The sequence below is a fragment of the Streptomyces sp. PT12 genome, from assembly GCF_003311645.1.
Classification (GTDB): Bacteria; Actinomycetota; Actinomycetes; order Streptomycetales; family Streptomycetaceae; genus Streptomyces.
In genome coordinates this window covers 38,810-55,246 of the sequence record NZ_QEST01000105.1, presented here as the reverse complement: position 1 = coordinate 55,246, position 16,437 = coordinate 38,810, and the positions used below count along the sequence as shown (strand labels likewise).

Genomic DNA, 16,437 nt, shown 5'->3' with positions numbered 1-16,437 from the left:
TTCGGATCCGACCGAGAAAGGGCCGTTTTCGTGCCTGAAGTGTTCATCAACTACCGCACCATCGACGGCAAGGAGGCCGCGTACACGTTCTACAACGAGCTCACGCGCCGATTTGGCGAGGGCAAGATCTTCCTGGCTGCCCCGTCCATCGAGGCGGGGGCCGACTACAGCGACGCGTTGCACAAGGGCGTGCGCCGAAGCAGCGTGCTCCTGGCGTTGATCGGCGACCGCTGGCTCGACGCCCCGGACAAGGACCGGCCGGAGACGAGGGCGCTCGACAACGAGAAGGACTGGGTCCGCCGGGAGATCGAGGACGCGTTCGAGTACGGGGTCGAGGTCATCCCGATCCTCCTCGGCCGGAAGACCGAACAGCTCGATCCCGGGCGCCTCCCCGGCTCGCTCGCCCGGCTCGCGGAGCACCAGTACATGCGGTACACGCTGCGCTCCGCCCAGCACGACCTGGCGCTCATAGGGGACCAGCTCGCCAAGCGGGTGCCGGAGCTGGGCGCCGCCGACGAGGGCCCGCCTGACGGCGCCGCCCCGGCCAGGGAGCCGGACTCCGACGAGCCGGACGCACCGGAGAGCGGCGCCATGCGCACCTCGCACCAGCGCGGCGGCATCGGCAACATCAGCGGTTTCAGTGGCAATGTCGGAAACATCATCGCGGAGTCACACGGTCCCCTGCACACCGGCTCAGGGAACATCTTCGGTGCCCACAGCAGCGACGACGCCGACCACGGCGACTCCTTCCGCCGACCGAGGGGCGAGAGGTGACGACGTTCACGACGTCCGTCCTCAGCGCGGACGCCCCGATGCACTCGGGGACGGGAGACCAGCACGTCCACTACTACTACGACATGAAGGACGCGACCCGGCGCCTCCGCGCGCAGGACCGCGATCCGCGGAACGTCGCCGAGCGCGACCTGAACTGGCTGTACCAGCGATTCGTCCCACCGGGAGGATTCGGTCGGGCCCGCGGTCTGCTGCGGGGTCACGGCTCCGTGGTGCTCTCGGGGGCGGCGGGCAGCGGCAGGCGCACGGCGGCGTTGATGCTGCTCTTCGAGTCGGGTGCGGACGGGGCGGGCATCCACGAGATCGACCCCGGCCACGGCGAGGACGAGGCCACGCTGGACCGCGGCTCGATCGGCGACGGCGACCGCGTGGTGCTGGACCTGTCCACCAGCGATACGACGCGCTACCTCAGGGTCCAGACGGAGCTCGCCGGTTTCAGGGCCGTGGCGGAGAAGCGCCGTGCCCGCCTGGTCGTCGTGATCTCGCCGCACCTCAAGGGCTCGCTCGCCCCGGAGCTGCGCCACCTGATCGCGGATGTGGAACGCCCGCCTGCGGATGAGCTGATGATGCGCTATCTGCGGCGGCAAGGGATCGCTCTGTCCCCGGTCGAGCTGAGAGAGACCGCGGTGGCCGACCACCTGGCCAAGGCGCCCCTGCGCGACGTGGCGTGGCTCGCCCACCTCATCGGCGTCGCGCGGGAGCGTGACCCCCGCGGGCGCTTCCCCGAGTGGTGGGCCGAGGCCCTGGCCCAGGTCATGGACCATGGGACACGGACGGCGCGGTTCATCGCCGGTCTCGAGGACGGAAGGCAGCGGGCGCTCGCCCTGACGGTGGCGATGCTGCACGGCTCCCCGCCGGACACCATCCACCAGGCGTCGGTCGACCTCCTGAATCGCGTGGGTCATCCCGAGGACGAGCGGCCGCGGCTTGACCGGGCCGATCTCACCAGCGAGCTGGCGAAGATCTCGGCCCCCGTCGAGACCGGGGATGGCGTTCGCTTTCGGGACCTGGGGCGCGACCGGGCGGTCCTGAGCCACTTCTGGACCTACTTTCCCGATCTGCGCCCCGACTTCCGCGTCTGGGTGGAGAACTGTCTGCGCACGCTCCGGCTCGACGGCGAGGCGCGCCGGTCCCTCGTCGCGCGCTTCGCCGAACAGGCCCTGCGCGTCGGCCAGCCCGAAGACCTGCTGGGACTGGCCCGCGCCTGGACCGAACGCGGGGACGGGCGGCGTCTCCTGCCGGACGCGGCCGAGCTCCTGGCGCATGGACTCCGCCATGGCGTTCACGGGCACGCGCTGCGGCGGCAGATCCTCGACTGCGTGAGCAGACCGGCTCTGCCCACGGCGTTCCGCCTCGCCATCGTCGTCGTGTGCGAGGAGGTGATGGCCCTGCGCCACCCTGACCAGGCCCTGGTCAGGCTGCATCATCTGGCCCGCGCCGAGGGCTCGTCGGACAGGCGCCCGGCGTGCGACGCGCTGACCGCCCTGGCGATCCGCGAGCGCCGCCTGTGCGCCTACCTTCTGCGCCGCCTCGTCCCCCACAGCGAGGAAGCCCCCCGGTTCCCGACCGCGGACGGCCGGATCTTCCTCGCCCTCGCGGACGAGGTGTCCGGCAGCCACGCCTCCCTGATGGGCCCCGTCGTCGTGGAGAGACTGAGCGCGGGCTGGGCCGCCGTCCTCCGGCAGCTCGCCCAGGAGGTGTGGGCTCCCCATGTCGAGCGGTGGCTTGACGCCGCGCTGGCCGCCGACCAGGGGCATCGCGCGCTGCTTCTCGCCACGCTCGCCGACTCCGGCGCCGACCAGCCATCCGCGGTCAGCCGCATGTATGTGGTCTCGCGGCGGTGGGCCCACGCCAGGGTGAGCGACCGCGTGGAGGCGGGCGCCGTCGCCGCCCACTTCCGGCGGTGCCTCGACGCCGCCCAGGGCCTCGCGCCACTGGCGTTCGCCACGTCCGCGCCGCACACCTCGGAGATGCCATGAGCTCCGAACGCCGCGTCCTGACGGTGTTCCTCACCATCATCTGCGGCCTCGTCCTCGGAATCGCCGGGCTGAGCACCGGCTGGCCGTCGTGGCTGTGGCCCGCGCTGGGCGGCGTGCTCGCGGTCGGCGGGTTCATCGCGTTCAGGGGCGATGACCAGCCATACGGGTACATCCCGCCCGAGAGCACGCTGGAGCCCGATCTGCCGATCGCCCCTCCGCCGCGCCAGGAGCACCGGGTGACCAACGTCGTCCTGCCGAGCGCCGCTCCCGACTACCACTTCCTCTTCTCAGCCACCGTGCGGTGGATCCCCCAGGAAGCGGAGGTTCCGGCCTACTTCGACCCCTGCGGCCTCGCCGTGCAGGCGGTCCTGCTGCGGGCCCGGGCGTTCGCGGCACGCCAGCACCCCGCGAACAGCACGATGGCCCAGCATCAACTCAACGGTGTGCTTGGCGTGATGGAGCTCGACACGTCGGGCCGTGTGCTCGCGATGGCGAAGAGCGTCACCCTGAGCCTCACGGAGACGGACCATGAGCGCCTGACCAAGCTGTCGAATGTGCGCAAGGACGAGGAGGTCTGGGAGCACGAGCGCAACTACGAGCGCAACAAGCGGGCGTATCTGACGGACGACGTGCTCAAGGACCCGGGCAGCACGGTCGTGTGGTGGCTGGCCAGAAACGGCGAGCAGGTGGAGCAGACGGTCGAGCGCATCGGCCTGCTGGCCCAGCTCTCGGCCGCGGCGAACAACAGCGAGGTCGCCCCGCCGTTCCGCGAGCTGCTGGACCGGATGCCCGAGGAACAGGCGGTCGAGCGCGGGCCGTTGCCGGAGGAGCCGCCGGGGCGGGCGGCCGAGGTGGCGGCCGAGGCCCTGATGCGATGGCTCGGCCTCGCACGGGACGACCCCGACATGCGGCTCATCGCCGACCGGCTCGCCGACGATCTGCGGGCCACGGGGCGGAAGGAGGAGGGCGACGACCTCTCCCACCTCTTCACCTTCCCCGACGAGTCACCGGGCCCCGGGCCGAGCGAAGAGGGCGAGAACGCCCCCCGCTCCGAGGACCCGCGCCCGCCGTACGGCGTCTGACGCCGGGCCCGTGAGGGCGGCGGTGGAGGCCCGTGCCAAGCCCTGCCAAGCCTGCCATGGCCTCAGCGTTCCGGCGTGTGACCCGTGTCGCGGGGGTGGATCAGCAGGCGGGCCGTCTTCTCCGGGAAGCGGATCGTGCCGCTCGGGCGGTAGCCCGCGGCGGTGAAGGCCCGGGTGGAGGGGATGTTGCGCTCGTCCGGCTCAGCCACCACCCTGGCGCAGTCGGGGTCGGCCTCGAAGAGGCCGCGGGCCAGCGCGGCCAGGAGCGCGCGGCCCAGGCCGCGGCCGAGGCGGTCGCGGTCGCCGATCGCGATGTGCACGCCCAGGTCGTGGGGGTGACACGGGTAGTGCGCGGCCAGGCGGTCGCGGGCCACCCGGTAGATCTCGACATAGGCGAGCGGCGTTCCCCCGCGGTCGATCAGGCAGGGCAGCGAGTGGGATCCGGCGCGTTGGGCGGCCAGCTCGTCCGCCCACGCGGCGCGGGTCCACGCCTGGTTCCAGAACGCCGCCACGTGCGGGCGCGCCATCCAGCGGTGCACCAGGTCCAGGTCCGTCCCGCGGGCCGCGGCCACCCTGGCCGACCACGGGTGGCCGAGGCGGGGCAGTGGCGGCCCGGGGATCTCGTCGTTCTCGCACGCGGCGTCCGTCCGCGGTGCGGTCACCTGGCCTCCGCCGTCAGGGGATTGGGGGCGTCGAAGTAGACGGACTGGGCGTCGAGCGGGGCCAGCACCTCGTCGATGCCGTGGAGGCGCGTGAACAGGTTGCTCTTGCACGGCAGCGTCGGCGCCGAGAGCCAGCGCCGCGCCAGCCGGTCGCCGCCAGGGCCCGCGTCGGCGAGGGCGGGCAGCGCGGCGGCGAGCCGCGCGCGCAGCGCGTCGATCAGGTCGCCCTCGCGGGCCAGGCCCTCCGCGGCCAGGCAACCCACCGGCGCGAGTGCCTGATTGCGCAACAGGTAGTAGGACAGGCGGTCGTCGGCGAGCGCGTCGTCCACGACGGCGAGCGTCGAGGAGTCGGCGCCGGACGCGGCCAGCAGCCGGGGGAGGTGGGAACGCGCCAGGTAGTAGCCCTGGTTGTCGCGGAACGCGCCCCCCGTCACGCGGCCATCGGCGTCCAGGCGGACCAGAGTGTTCTGCTGGTGGCCCTCAAGACCGATGCCGGTGGCGGCGTAGAGGTGCAGCATGGGCACGAGGACGCGGTCGGTGTAGTCGGCCACCCAGCGCTCGGCCGCGCCGGTGCCCTGCGCGGACACCGCGGCGCCGAGCGCGCTGCGCCCGAGCCCGGGGCGCGGGGCCACCAGGCCCGCCAGGCACCGCAGTTGGCCCACGCCGGGCGGCACCTCGCGCACCGCGACATCGAGGCCCGTGACCTCGGGACCCCCGGGGCGGCCAGGCTCGTCTACCGCGATCCAGGCGGGGTCGCGGGTGATGGCGAAGCCGGGGTGCGCCGCGAACGTCGCTGCGCCATAGCCCGCGTCCAGCAGGCGGTTGATCTCGAGTCCCCTGATCAGCTCCGTACGCGTGGACTCCCTGCGGGAGTTGGTCAGCCGCAGGCCGAGGGAGAGCTTGAGCATCACGGGCGCGCCGGGCCGGTAGACGGTGCGCAGGCTGGACGTCGGCCACCAGTGGGGGCCGAGCTCGCCCAGCGGCTGAAGCGCGCCCGACGCGACGAGGGCGGCGATCCTCGGCCGCTGCGGCAGGTCGTGGGCCTGCCACGGGTGGGCGGGGATCAGCAACCGCCCGTCGGGGGCGGGGTGTTCGGCCAGGTCGGCCATGAGGCGAACGGTGTCGCGCCCGGCGAGCGAGGGCGCGCCCGCCACGGCGTCGTGCGAGACGACCGAGGGGTCGGCGGCGAACCAGTGCAGCCGGAACGAGCCCCGCAGCTCGGGAGAGTAGCGCGCCGCGTCGCGCTCCGAGATGCCATCCCTGCTCTTGGGCGCGGGATGGAGCAAGTGGCCAAGCAGCAAAGCCTGTTCGGCGTCGAGGAAGCCGTCGACCCCGGGCGGGGGTGCGGGGGCGGCGCGGCGCGCGGCGACGAAGGCGGTGACGCGGCGGACGGACTCGGCGGTGCGCTCGACCAGGTCGGCCGCCTCCCCGGGGGGAACGCCGCCCGCGCGCCGCCCGCCCTCGACCGTGGCCTCGGCGGCCAGCAGCGCCACCGCGGTGACGGGGTCGGCGTGGGCGCCGAGCGGCCCGCCGGGGCCGCGCAGGGTGATGGGGCCGAAGCGGTGCCAGCCGGTCGCCGACCAGTGCGTCAGCTCGGCGACCAGGGTCAGGCCCGATGTGGGCAGCGCGATGTGGACGGGGCCCGAGGTGCGCGTGGGCGCGTTCTCCTGGAGCCAGCAGCGCAACACGGCCTCGAGGTGGGCGTGTTCGGCCGCGGCGCGCGGATCGGCCGAGTCGAGCAGGTCGGTGGGCCGCGCCGCGGTCGTGGGGGATGGGCTCATCGGGCACTCTCCTGGCGGGGCCGAGCGGCGGCGAGCGGGTTGGGGTGGGTGCCGTTGGGGTGCAGCGCGTGGCGCAGCGCCCGGTCGGTGTAGCGGGTGACGACGAGCCGGTCGCGGTTGAGGCCGTAGCGGGGGATGTGCGGGATGAGCAGGTCGTATGCGGCGAAGCGCTCGGCCAGCTCGGGGAAGCGGGCCTGGAAGGCGAGGATGGTCTCGCGGGCCATGGCCCAGAACGTCTCCTCGGGAACGCCGAGTTGGTCGGCGCACAGCGGGGCCAGATAGCGGAAGTGGCCCACGAAGACCTGATCCATCACATGCTGGCGGATGATCGAGGGGTGCTTGCGCGGCAGGATGTGGCCGTGGCTGTCGGGCTCGGGGCCGCGCTCGGGCACGTCGTCGAAGGACACGCAGACGTCGTCGACGAAGTCCTTGAGGAACAGGCGGCGTGGGACGTCGCGTTCGTCGTAGCCCAACAGGGTGTTCTGGCCATGGGGGTTGAAGGTCACCCCGTAGCGGTAGAGCACATGGAGCAGCGGGTCGAGCAGCGTGCCGAAGAGGTGCCTCAGCCACTGCTCGGGCGGCAGCCCCGAGGCGCGCACCAGCGCGGCGACGAACGCGTCGCCCGCGCTGTCCACGTGCAGCAGCGAGGCGAACGTCCGCACCCGCTCGGTGGGTTCGGCGCGCGAGGAGACCGACTCGCGCCATATGCAGCCCAGCGTCTCCAGGTGCTGGTAGGGCACATCGGGGAACGCGTCCAGGTAGGGGTGGCGCACCGTGACCGAGGCGACCTCGCCGAGGAAGACCGTCCTTGTCTCATCCGCGAGCAGCCTGTCGCGGTCGAGGAGGCCGCGCAGCCACTGGGTGACGGCGGGCGCCCCCGACGTGCAGTGCGGCGGAATCCCGCGCCACACCAGGGTGTTGAGGATCTTCAGCGGCAGCTTGACGTCATAGCGCCTGGGGTTGCTGACGTTGGCCATGGTGCGGATGGACTGCCCTGGCAGATAGGCGTCGGGGCTCTCGCCGAGCGGCACGATGCGGCGCTGGGCGATGTCCGCGGCGTGCAGGATCTGGATGGCGTGGTCCCACTGCCAGGGGTGCGCGGGCATCCACACGAAGCTCTCGGGCGCGAGCCCCGCGCGTTCGAGCACGGCGGTGAACCGTGCGCGGGTCTCCTCGTCCAACTCCCGGGAGAGCACGTCGCGTTCGGACAGCTCCGGGGTGGCGCGGAACTCCGCGAGGCCCCGGTGGACGGCCAGCCAGCGCAGATGGACGGGCTGCGCCGACTCGGGGGCGTAGGCGCGGACATGGGAGGCGGAGAAGCCGATGCGCCCCTTGTTCGCCACCAGAAGGTTGTGCCCGGTCATGCGGCACTCCAACTCGGCGTGTCCCAGGGCCAGTAGCTCGCTCGCGCGCTCCCCTCCCCGGGTGGCGCGCGCGGCGTCGACGGCCTGGGTGGCGGCCAGCTCGGTGAAGTAGGTGGCGATGGTGGACGCGTCGGTGCCCAGCGTGGAGGCGGCGTCCAGCAGGAAGCGCTGCGCGTCCCAGGCGGGCTCGGCGATGGAGTTCCCCAGCATGCCCGTGGCGGTGCGGGTGATGGAGTCCGGGTCGACGCGCAGCCAGCCGAACGCGCCGGGCGCGGCGGAGAATACATAGGTCGTGCCGCTGTCGAGGTCGACCCGGTAGCGGCCGGGCTCCGTCTCGACCGCCTTGAGCATGTCCTCGAAGCACCACTCGCCCAGGGCCTTGGCGAGCAGCCGACGGCCCGACTCCCGCCAGGCCGCGGGGGTGACCTCGGGCAGCTCGGGGACGGGGTGGCCCGACGCCGTCAGCTCATCGGCCGTCAGGTCGTCGGCGGTGGGGTGGCGCTGGGGCATCGAGCGGCTCCGGGGGAGGGTGGGGCAGGGGCGAACGGGCTCCGCGCCCGAGACCCGCCCAAGATTAGGTTAGCCTTGCCTTATGGGCAACGGTGCCCCTGACGCCCCCTCAACAGCACTTTCCTGACCGAGACTTGACCCTCGAGCGCGGCCTCCACCTCGCCGCGCCACGCGGCCAGCTCGTCGAGGGCGCGCCGCCCTCCCCGGCGCGGCCCGTGCCCGCCCCCGGGGTGAGCCGCCACACCGCCGCAACCGTCGCGGCGGCGATCAGCGGGAGGCACAGCACGACTCCCAGGGTGGGGCTCACCGAGACCGGGGAGGGCGCGCCGTTCGTCACCCGCCCACTGTAGAAGCGGCGCGCCGGGGCGCGCACGGGCGGCGAACGCCATGGCCCAGGCGGCAGGCTAACGTTCGCATGCGCGTATCCCGGGGTCATGGGCCGACGGGTGGCGCGCCCGGGCTGGGGTGTCGGCCAGGGGTGGTCCCGGGTCCGCCGAAAGGCGGCCGCGCAGAAGAATCCCCTGCATGACCTGGTGAGAAGACTCGTGGAGACCCACACGGCACGCGCGGAGCACGGTCTTTCGCCCGCACCCGACGCCTGTCTCGTCACCGATGGAGTGAACCCAGATGAGCCTTCCCGAACCGAATGTGATTCTGCGCGGCGGGCCCCTCGAGAGGGCCGATCCACAGCGCCTAAGGCATGTCCGCGACACCGAGATGACGCTCAAGATCCCGGTCGGCAACGCCTACGAGCACTTCCATCCCACGCCCGAGACGGTCCTGCACGACGGAAGCGAGCTGCGCGTCTTCGAGTGGGCGCGCCGCACCTACGTCGCCGAGTGACCGTGCCCCGACCGGGGCGGTAGCCGGGCAGTCCCTCTCGACGACGCCGCCTACTGGGTCGCCAACCTGCGTCGCACCGTCAGGTTCGCGGACGCCGTGCGCGCCCTGGTGGAGCGGGGAGACACCACGTTCATCGGGGTCGGCCCGCACCCCGTGCTGTGCTCCAGCGTCGTCGAGACCGCCGACGCCATCGGCGTCGAGGCCACCGCGACCGGCAGCCTCCGCCGCGACGACGGCGGCCCCCGGCGCTTCCTCACCGGCGTGGGGCAGGCGTGGGCATGGGGCGTCCCGGTCGCGTGGGGCGCGCGGCACACGCCCGAGCAGCGCCGCCGCCGCGTCCTCGACCTGGTGAGCCGCCACACCGCCGCCGTCCTCGGCCACTCGTGGACGACGCGATGTTCGCCCTGATCGAGGAGGAGCTGCGCACGGAGTAGCCCCTGCCGGGCCCGTTCAGGCGCCCGCGGCCAGCTTCTCCAGGCTGTCGGCGGCGGCCCCCGCCCCGCCCGCCGCGCGGAACGACGCGGCCACCCGCCGCGCCCCGGCCGCGAGCCCCGGGTCGCCGAGCGCCGCGTCGATTGCCGCGCCGATCCGCTCCCTGTCCACGCGCCCGAAGCGCAGCCGCACCCCGGCGCCCGCCTCGGTGACCTGGCCCGCGACCACCGGCTGGTCGTCGCGGATGGGCGCCACCACGAGCGGCAGCCCGTGCCACAGGGCCTCGGTGACGGTGTTGTGCCCCGCGTGGCACACCACCGCCCGCACCCGCCCGAGCAGTTGGGTCTGCGGCACGGACCGCAGGACCAGCACATCGGGGCCCGGCTCCTCGCCGTCGAGCACGCCAGCGGGGTCGGCGAACACGGCACGCACCGCGCCCGCCCTGGCCCGCACCGCCGCGACGCACTCGGCCAGAAAACGCGCCCCCGCGCCGCCGTTGACCGTCCCCAGGCTCACCAGCACCACGGGAACGTCCTCCGCAAGCCACTCCCAGGGGAAGTCATCCGCCCCGGGCCGGTCGCCGAACGCCGGGCCCACAAAGCTCAGCGGGCTCTCCCGCGCCGGGTGCGCGCCGACCAGCTCGGGCGTCGAGTAGACCAGCGTCAGCCACGGCGAGAACCGCGGATCGTGGCGCGCCGCGGGGTCGCCGAACCGCGCGCGCAGCCCGTTCAGCAGCTCCAGGATCCACTCCTCGACCTTGGGCAGCCCCGCGGCGCCGAGCAGTTCGCCCGTCGTGGTGCACGACGTGGCGTACGGCAGCCCGAGGCGTTCGGCCACCAGCGCGCCCGCCACCGTCTGCTGGTCCGCCACGACCACATCGGGGCGGAACGCGCGCACCGCCGCCTCCACATCCGGCGCCATCGCCTCGGCCAGCGGCCCGAAGCCCGCCTCCCACAGGAACTTCAGCGCCTCCAACCCCCTTATGCCGGGCGGCCGTTCACCGGGCACATCGGGACCGGCGCACGCGTGCACGGGAAAGGCGCCACCGGTCAGCCGGTCGATCAGCGCGGGCCGCCCGGCCCAGGCGACGCCGTGCCCCCGCGCGCCGAGCTCCGCGGCCACCGCGGCGGCGGGGTTGATGTGCCCGGCGAGCGGCGGCACGGTGAACAGGAAACGGCTCATGGCGCGACCCCCACCCGTTGCCCGGGCTCCAACGGAGCCCCCGAGACCTCAGGCGCACCCGACACACCCGACACACCCGACGCTTCCGACACGCGCGACGCCTGGGCGTCGACCCAGGCGAGCGCGAGGCGCCCCACCTCCTCGGGCGCCTCGACCAGCACCGAGTGCTTCTGCCCCGGCACCTCGGCCACCCGCACATCGGGCAGCAACGCCCGTGCGTGCGCGGCCTGTTCGGCGACGAGCCCGTCGCCGCCGTTCACCAGGTACACCGGGCAGCGCAGCGACCTGATCCGCTCGTCGCTCAGCACCTCGCTGTCCGGTATGTCGCGCACTATCGTCGTCTCGTCCATCAGCCGCCCCGCCGACGCGCCGAGCCGCGCGAGGTGCGCGTCGTACCGGCCGATCTCGCGGGTGGACGACATCGTCCGGTACTGCTCGACGAACCACACGAGCGCCCGGTCGGGCGACAGCTCCGACGATGTCGCCTGCGCGAGCGCCGCCCGCATGATCTCCGCCCACGCCCTGGTCGGCGGCCCCGACTCGATCACCAGCGCCGAAGCGGCGCGCTCGGGGTGGCGCGCCGCGAAGTCCAACGCCACCGTTCCGCCGAAGGAGTTGCCCACGAGGTGGACGGGCCGCTCGATGCCGAGCGCGTCGAGCAGCGCGTCCAGGTCGGCCGTGAAGTCCCCGACCCGGTAGCCCGTCGGCGGCCGCTCCGAACGGCCGTGCCCGCGCTGGTCGTAGAGCACCACGTCATAGCCCGCCTCGGCGAACGCGGGGGCGAGCGTGAAGTAGAAGCTGGCCAGGCTGTCGATGAACGCGCCGTGCAGGAACACCACGACGGGCGCGGGCCCAGGCCCGGCCGCGCCGCCGCGCGGCGGCAGCCGCCGCACGTTGAGGTCGACGCCGTTCGCCCTGACCCTCGCCATGGCTCAGCCCTCCGCGGTCGCGGCGCTCAGGCGGCCCGCCACATGGTCGACCAGGCGGCCCACGGTCAGCGCGATGATCTCGTCGAGGTCGAGATCCGCAAGGAACTCCGCGAAGTTGACCCGGTCGCCGTACCGCTCCTCCAGGCGCTCGGCCAGCGCCACCAGGTCGATGCTCTCCAGCTCAAGGTCGTCGGCGAACCTGCTGTCCATCCCGATCACCGCCTCGGGGTCGAGACCGGCCCCCGCGTCGTCGAGGACGGCCTCGATCATCTCGGCGATCTCCGCCAGCACCGCTGCCGTGGGCGCCGCGTCCGCGGGCGCGGCCTCCTGGGCCGGTCGTACGGGGTTCACGTGCCGCTCTCCTCATCATCGTTGCTCTCGTCAGCGCTGTTGTCGTGAGCGCTGTTCTCGTCAGTGCTGTTGTCGTGAGCGCTGCTCTCGTCAGCGCTGTTCTCGTCCACGTCCGTGGTCCAGGCCACGACATAGGTGCTGCTTCCTTCGGCCATCGGGGCGTATGCGACCCGGTGCGCGCGGCCGTCGACCGCGACGCGCAGCGCGGAAGGGCCCGCCGCCACCACCGCGAAGTCCCGTGGGCGGCCCCGCAGTCCGGTGCCCCTGGCCTTGGCCACCGCCTCCTTGGCCGCCCAGAATCGGGTGAACCACAGCGCCACGGGCTCGCCCGTGGCCGCGCACCGCTCCGCGAGCAGGTCGCGTTCCCCCGCGCCGAGCGCGATGGCGATCGTGCCATCGGGCCGGTCGACGACCTCCTCGACGTCGATCCCCGCCCCGCGCCCGCGCTCCGCGACGATCGCCACCGCCACCCGCCCGCGGTGCGCCAACGACACGTCGAGCGGCGGCAGTTCACGGCCGTGCACGCCCTCGGCCCAGGGCCGCCCGCTGGCGTCGTTGCGGATGCGGACCTCGGCGGGGAACACCGGGCCCTCGCCGCGCTCCCACAGCCAGCGGCGCACCGCGTCCTTGGCGGCGATCCGGCCCAGCAGCCACTGGCGGCGGCCGCGCGGGGGGCGCTCGTCGTAGGCGCGGCGTTCCGCGCTGCCCAGCTGGGTCCTTATCACCAGGTCGCGCGACGCCAGGTCGGGCCAGCGGTCGACGAGCAGCGACCAGCCGCCGGGGCGGGCCTCGGACAGCGCGCGCCGCTCGGGGTAGCCGCTCGTGCGGCGCGCGTCGGGCGCCGCGAACCTGTGGTCGCGCCACCCGGCGATCTCCGCCCACACCGCGCCGTCCACCGTCAGCTGCGCCTCCGCCTCCACGGCCGCGTCGCTCACCGACACGACCCTGATGTGGCACCCGACGCGCGCCCCGGTGGGCGGGTGGGGCCCGAAGAAGCGGATCTCGCGCATGGACACGGGGAACACCACGACCCGCTCGGCCAGGCTCACCATGATCCAGTAGCCGAGCAGCTGGCCGACGTTGTCGAGCAGCGCGCCGGGCGCGGGCGGCGCGGTCAGCACGCCGCGCACGTGCCGCTCGCCGATGGCGGTCAGCTCCGCCATGCCACGGAACGCGGGCCCGTGGAACATCCAGCGGTCCCGGTACAGCTCATCGGCCGTGTGGGCGCAGGGGCGTTCGGCCTGGGCGTCGACCGGCCAGGGCGCGGGCGGGCGGGCGGGGAACGCGTCGCCCACCTCGACCGTGGCGCGCGCGTGGCGGCCGAAGGCGAGGGCGGTGTGGTCGGGGCCGCTTCGGGTGCCGGTGATCTCCACGTCGACGGGCGGCGCCGCGTCCACCCACTGTTCGAGGCGCACGTCGTGCACCGCGACCGCGCGGCGGCCTGGCGCGCGCCACTCCGCGGCGTCCATCAGGTGCCGCACTATGGTCGTCGCCGGAACGACGGGCCGCAGGTCCTCGGCGTCGGGCCAGCCCGTGCGCTGGGGGAAGAAGCAGTGGTCGAGCAGGTAGGGCATCGCCTCCGTCGACACCCGCAGGCGGACCGTGCCGTCGGGCGCTGGCCTCGGGGGCCCTTCGCCGCGCCCGCGCCTCGGCGGCCCGGGGGCGGCGCGGCCCGTGGCGCGCGCGGTGAGGACGGCCGCCGCCGTGGTGGCGGTCTCCGCGAGCGCGGCGCGCAGCTCGGCGGCGACGGGGTGGGCGGCGGCGAGGGCGTCGAGGCCGCTGGTGGCGCCTCCTCCGACGGGCGCGACGAGGGTGTCACCGGCGCCCAACGCCGCCCGCACGCCGGTGCGTAGCTCCTCGCGCGCGGGCTCGCCGAGCGAGACCAGCGGCGCGCCCAGGTCCAGGGCCACCGTGGGCCCCCGGCGCGCGGGCGCGGCGGTGGGGCGCAGGGTGTCGGGGTCGAGCGCGGCGCCCTCGGCCCACAGCGCGGTCGCGACCCTGCGCAGCTGGGCGAGGCCAGGGCGGTGCGGGGAGTGGGCGGCGACGGTCAGGTGGTCGCGGCCCTGGAGCGTGTCGTCCACGAGCGAGCCGAGCTGGCCCACGCCCGCCTGCACGAACACCCGGAAGCCCGCCGCGTACATGGCCTCGATCAGCGGCCCGAACCTGACGGGTTCGAGCAGGTGCCGCACGAACAGCGCGCGCACGCCGTCGGGTTCGGCGGGGAACGGCCGAGCGGTCGTGCCCGACCACACCGGCACCTCGGGCGTCCGCAGCGGCAACCGGCCCGCGCCCTCGGTGAGTTGGCCGAGGTAGGGGGCGAGCATCGGGGTGTGGAAGCCCGACTGGAACGGCAGCACCTGGCACAGCACCCGCCGCGAGCGGAAGAGGGCCACCAGCGCGTCGACGGACTCCCGAGGGCCGCAGATCATCGACTGGCGCGGGGAGTTCTCGTGCGAGAGCACCACGTCGCCGCGGCCCCGCTCGGCCAGCGTGGCGGTGACGCGCTCGGCCGACGCGCCCACGGTCGCGAAGACCACCCCGGGCACGCGCAGCGACCCCGGGCCGAACGACGCCAGTATCGCGTCGGCCTCCTCAGGCGGATACATCCCGCCCGCGCGCATCGCCGCCCACTCGCCGACGCTGTGCCCCGCCACGCCGTCGGGGGCGACGCCCATGCGCCGCAGCGCGGCGTCGAGCAGCCGCGCCACGGTGAGCACGCCCTTGCCATGGGTGACCAGGTCATCGGGGTCGGCCGCGGCCCACGCGCCGGGCGCGGGGAGGGAGAAGCGCGCGGCGATGTCGTCGAGGCCACCGGGGGCGAACTCCGCCTCAAGGCCGGGGAAGAGGAACGCGACCCTGCCCCGGTGGCCTTGGTCGGCGAGCAGCGGGGCTGGGGAGAACCAGACGTCGTTGCGGCCTCGCCAGGCCCCGCCCTTGGCCACGACCCTGCGGGCCAGCGCCAGCCGCTTGGCCGTCGGGTCGACGATGCCCAGGCGGCAGCCGCCCCCCGCGCTCTCGGGCGCGGCGCGGCGCAGCGCGGCGTCGTCGGCAGCGAGGCGTTCGGCGAGCGCCCCCGGGTCGGCGGCGGTCAGCCGCACCACCAGCTCGGGCTCGCGCACGGTGAACGGCGCGGCGAACGCCGGGGCCGACGGGGCGCGTTCGAGCACTACATGGGCGTTGATGCCGCCGAAGCCGAACGCGTTCACCGCCGCGCGGGGCGGCCTGCCGTCCCAGGGCAGCGCGTGGGACGCCGGGCGGAACCTGGTGCGGGCGAGCGCGGCGCGCGGCTCGTCGCAGTGCAGCGTGGGCGGCAGCGTGCCGTGGTGCAGCGCGAGGGCCGCCTTGATGAGCCCGGCCGCGCCCGCCGCTGGCATGGCGTGCCCGATCATCGACTTGACCGAGCCGATCACGGGCGCCCGGTCACCGCCCCCGCTCGGCGGCCCGAACACCTCCGTGAGCGTGGCGAGTTCGGCGGCGTCCCCGGCGGGCGTCCCGGTGCCGTGCGCCTCAAGCAGCCCCAACGCGTCGGCCGCGCGCGGGTCGAGCCCCGCGGTCCGCCACGCCCTGGCGACCGCCCGCGTCTGCCCTCCCTGGTCGGGGGCCGCCAGGCTCCCGGCGCGCCCGTCGCCCGCCACCCCGGTGCCGCGGATGACGGCGTAGACGCGGTCGCCGTCGCGCTCGGCGTCGGCCAGCCGCTTGAGCACCACGATGCCGGTGCCCTCGCCGATGAGCACCCCGTCGGCGCCCGCGTGGAACGGGCGGCTGCGCCCGCTCGGCGACAGCGCCCCGAGCCGCGCGAACACGCTCCACAGCGTGACGTCGTGCGCGTGGTGCACGCCACCGGCCAGCATCGCGTCGCACTCGCCGGAGGCCAGGCGGGCGATGGCGTGCTCCACCGCGATGAGCGACGAGGCGCACGCGGCGTCGAGCGTGTAGGCGGGGCCGCGCAGATCGAGGCGGTTGGCCAGCCGCGAGGCGGCCAGGTTGGGCACGAGGCCGATCGCGGCCTCGGGCCGCTCGGGCCCGAGGCGTTCGCCGAACGCCTCGCGCACCCTGGCCAGTTGCTCGCCCGTCAGCTCGGGCAGCACCTCGCCGAGGGTGCGGGTGAGCTGGTGGGCCGAACGCAGCCGCTGGTCGAGGCGGGCGAGCGCGGGCGTGAGATAGCCGCCGCGCCCCAAAACCACCCCGACCCGGTCGCGGTCGGGCAGCCGCTCCTGGCCACCGGCGTCGTCGATGGCGTCGGCGGCCACCGAGAGCGCGATCAGCTGGTCGGGCTCGGTGCCCGCCACCGAGGCTGGCATGATCCCGAACCGCGCGGGGTCGATCTCCGCGAGGCCGTCCACGAAGCCGCCCCTGCGGCAGTAGACGGGGTCGGGGAAGAACTCCTCGTCCCAACGCCAGGGCGGGACATCGGAGATGGCGTCAACCCCGGCCACCAGGTTGTCCCAGTACGCCGCCAGGTTCCGCGCCCCCGGCAGCAGCACCGCCATCCCGGTGATCGCGACCGGCACGCTCGCCCTCGGTGCCATC

At 74.5% G+C, this 16,437-nt stretch carries 12 protein-coding genes and 1 pseudogene; 6 read left to right on the top strand and 7 right to left on the bottom strand.

All coding sequences use genetic code 11. From position 1 onward, the window contains the following. The first annotated feature begins 30 nt into the window (after positions 1-30). Genes DEH69_RS12740 through DEH69_RS12730 form a run of 3 tightly spaced genes read left to right on the top strand, consistent with a single transcriptional unit; the run spans position 31 to position 3,853 of the window. Positions 31-774, top strand: coding sequence for a toll/interleukin-1 receptor domain-containing protein (locus DEH69_RS12740; RefSeq protein ID WP_113687063.1), 744 nt, complete (start codon positions 31-33; stop codon positions 772-774). Next, a complete protein-coding gene (locus tag DEH69_RS12735; protein ID WP_113687062.1) occupies positions 771-2,771 on the top strand; it encodes an ABC transporter substrate-binding protein in 2,001 nt (666 codons plus the stop codon). Before DEH69_RS12740 ends, DEH69_RS12735 begins: the two co-directional genes overlap by 4 nt. Then, positions 2,768-3,853, top strand: a complete 1,086-nt coding sequence (locus tag DEH69_RS12730) for a hypothetical protein (RefSeq protein ID WP_258534626.1) — start codon at positions 2,768-2,770, stop codon at positions 3,851-3,853. The genes DEH69_RS12735 and DEH69_RS12730 overlap by 4 nt, the downstream gene beginning before the upstream one ends. Positions 3,854-3,915: 62 nt before the next feature. Here DEH69_RS12730 and DEH69_RS12725 read toward each other — a convergent pair whose 3' ends face one another. Genes DEH69_RS12725 through DEH69_RS12715 form a run of 3 tightly spaced genes read right to left on the bottom strand, consistent with a single transcriptional unit; the run spans position 3,916 to position 8,170 of the window. Then, entirely contained in the window at positions 3,916-4,515 is a 600-nt protein-coding gene (locus tag DEH69_RS12725; protein ID WP_113687061.1) for a GNAT family N-acetyltransferase, read from the bottom strand. Next, a complete protein-coding gene (locus tag DEH69_RS12720; protein ID WP_113687060.1) occupies positions 4,512-6,296 on the bottom strand; it encodes an IucA/IucC family siderophore biosynthesis protein in 1,785 nt (594 codons plus the stop codon). The genes DEH69_RS12725 and DEH69_RS12720 overlap by 4 nt, the downstream gene beginning before the upstream one ends. Further along, a complete protein-coding gene (locus DEH69_RS12715; RefSeq protein WP_113687059.1) occupies positions 6,293-8,170 on the bottom strand; it encodes an IucA/IucC family siderophore biosynthesis protein in 1,878 nt (625 codons plus the stop codon). Before DEH69_RS12715 ends, DEH69_RS12720 begins: the two co-directional genes overlap by 4 nt. 134 nt (positions 8,171-8,304) lie before the next feature. Here DEH69_RS12715 and DEH69_RS12710 point away from each other — a divergent pair, with 134 nt between their 5' ends. The 3 genes and pseudogenes from DEH69_RS12710 to DEH69_RS12700 form a co-directional block, all read left to right on the top strand. Then, a complete protein-coding gene (locus DEH69_RS12710; RefSeq protein WP_113687058.1) occupies positions 8,305-8,520 on the top strand; it encodes a hypothetical protein in 216 nt (71 codons plus the stop codon). Positions 8,521-8,797: 277 nt separating this feature from the next. Then, complete coding sequence (locus DEH69_RS12705) at positions 8,798-9,013, top strand: DUF5988 family protein (RefSeq protein WP_113687057.1); 216 nt, start codon at positions 8,798-8,800, stop codon at positions 9,011-9,013. 54 nt (positions 9,014-9,067) lie between these two features. Beyond that, positions 9,068-9,421, top strand: a pseudogene (locus DEH69_RS12700) (acyltransferase domain-containing protein); the annotation flags it as partial. A gap of 42 nt (positions 9,422-9,463) precedes the next feature. Here the strand turns inward: DEH69_RS12700 and DEH69_RS12695 are convergent. The 4 genes from DEH69_RS12695 to DEH69_RS12680 all read right to left on the bottom strand — a co-directional run bounded on the left by DEH69_RS12695 (position 9,464) and on the right by DEH69_RS12680 (position 16,436). Continuing rightward, the gene (locus DEH69_RS12695; protein ID WP_113687055.1) at positions 9,464-10,627 is read right to left on the bottom strand and encodes a glycosyltransferase; all 1,164 of its coding nucleotides are present in this window, start codon (positions 10,625-10,627) and stop codon (positions 9,464-9,466) included. Further along, positions 10,624-11,556 (bottom strand): alpha/beta fold hydrolase, encoded by a 933-nt coding sequence (locus DEH69_RS12690; protein WP_113687054.1) that lies wholly within the window; start codon positions 11,554-11,556, stop codon positions 10,624-10,626. Before DEH69_RS12690 ends, DEH69_RS12695 begins: the two co-directional genes overlap by 4 nt. 3 nt (positions 11,557-11,559) lie before the next feature. Continuing rightward, positions 11,560-11,826, bottom strand: coding sequence for an acyl carrier protein (locus tag DEH69_RS12685; protein ID WP_113687110.1), 267 nt, complete (start codon positions 11,824-11,826; stop codon positions 11,560-11,562). A gap of 77 nt (positions 11,827-11,903) precedes the next feature. Beyond that, positions 11,904-16,436 (bottom strand): type I polyketide synthase, encoded by a 4,533-nt coding sequence (locus tag DEH69_RS12680; protein WP_113687053.1) that lies wholly within the window; start codon positions 16,434-16,436, stop codon positions 11,904-11,906. Position 16,437 lies beyond the last annotated feature (1 nt).

What these genes read in the sequence shown, in the direction of transcription:
- DEH69_RS12730 (WP_258534626.1), top strand. Translation starts at nt 2,768, where the DNA reads ATGAGCTCCGAACGCCGCGTCCTGACGGTGTTCCTCACCATCATCTGC.
- DEH69_RS12705 (WP_113687057.1), top strand. Translation starts at nt 8,798, where the DNA reads ATGAGCCTTCCCGAACCGAATGTGATTCTGCGCGGCGGGCCCCTCGAG.
- DEH69_RS12695 (WP_113687055.1), bottom strand. Translation starts at nt 10,627, where the DNA reads ATGAGCCGTTTCCTGTTCACCGTGCCGCCGCTCGCCGGGCACATCAAC.
- DEH69_RS12720 (WP_113687060.1), bottom strand. Translation starts at nt 6,296, where the DNA reads ATGAGCCCATCCCCCACGACCGCGGCGCGGCCCACCGACCTGCTCGAC.
- DEH69_RS12690 (WP_113687054.1), bottom strand. Translation starts at nt 11,556, where the DNA reads ATGGCGAGGGTCAGGGCGAACGGCGTCGACCTCAACGTGCGGCGGCTG.
- DEH69_RS12685 (WP_113687110.1), bottom strand. Translation starts at nt 11,826, where the DNA reads ATGATCGAGGCCGTCCTCGACGACGCGGGGGCCGGTCTCGACCCCGAG.
- DEH69_RS12715 (WP_113687059.1), bottom strand. Translation starts at nt 8,170, where the DNA reads ATGCCCCAGCGCCACCCCACCGCCGACGACCTGACGGCCGATGAGCTG.
- DEH69_RS12680 (WP_113687053.1), bottom strand. Translation starts at nt 16,436, where the DNA reads ATGGCACCGAGGGCGAGCGTGCCGGTCGCGATCACCGGGATGGCGGTG.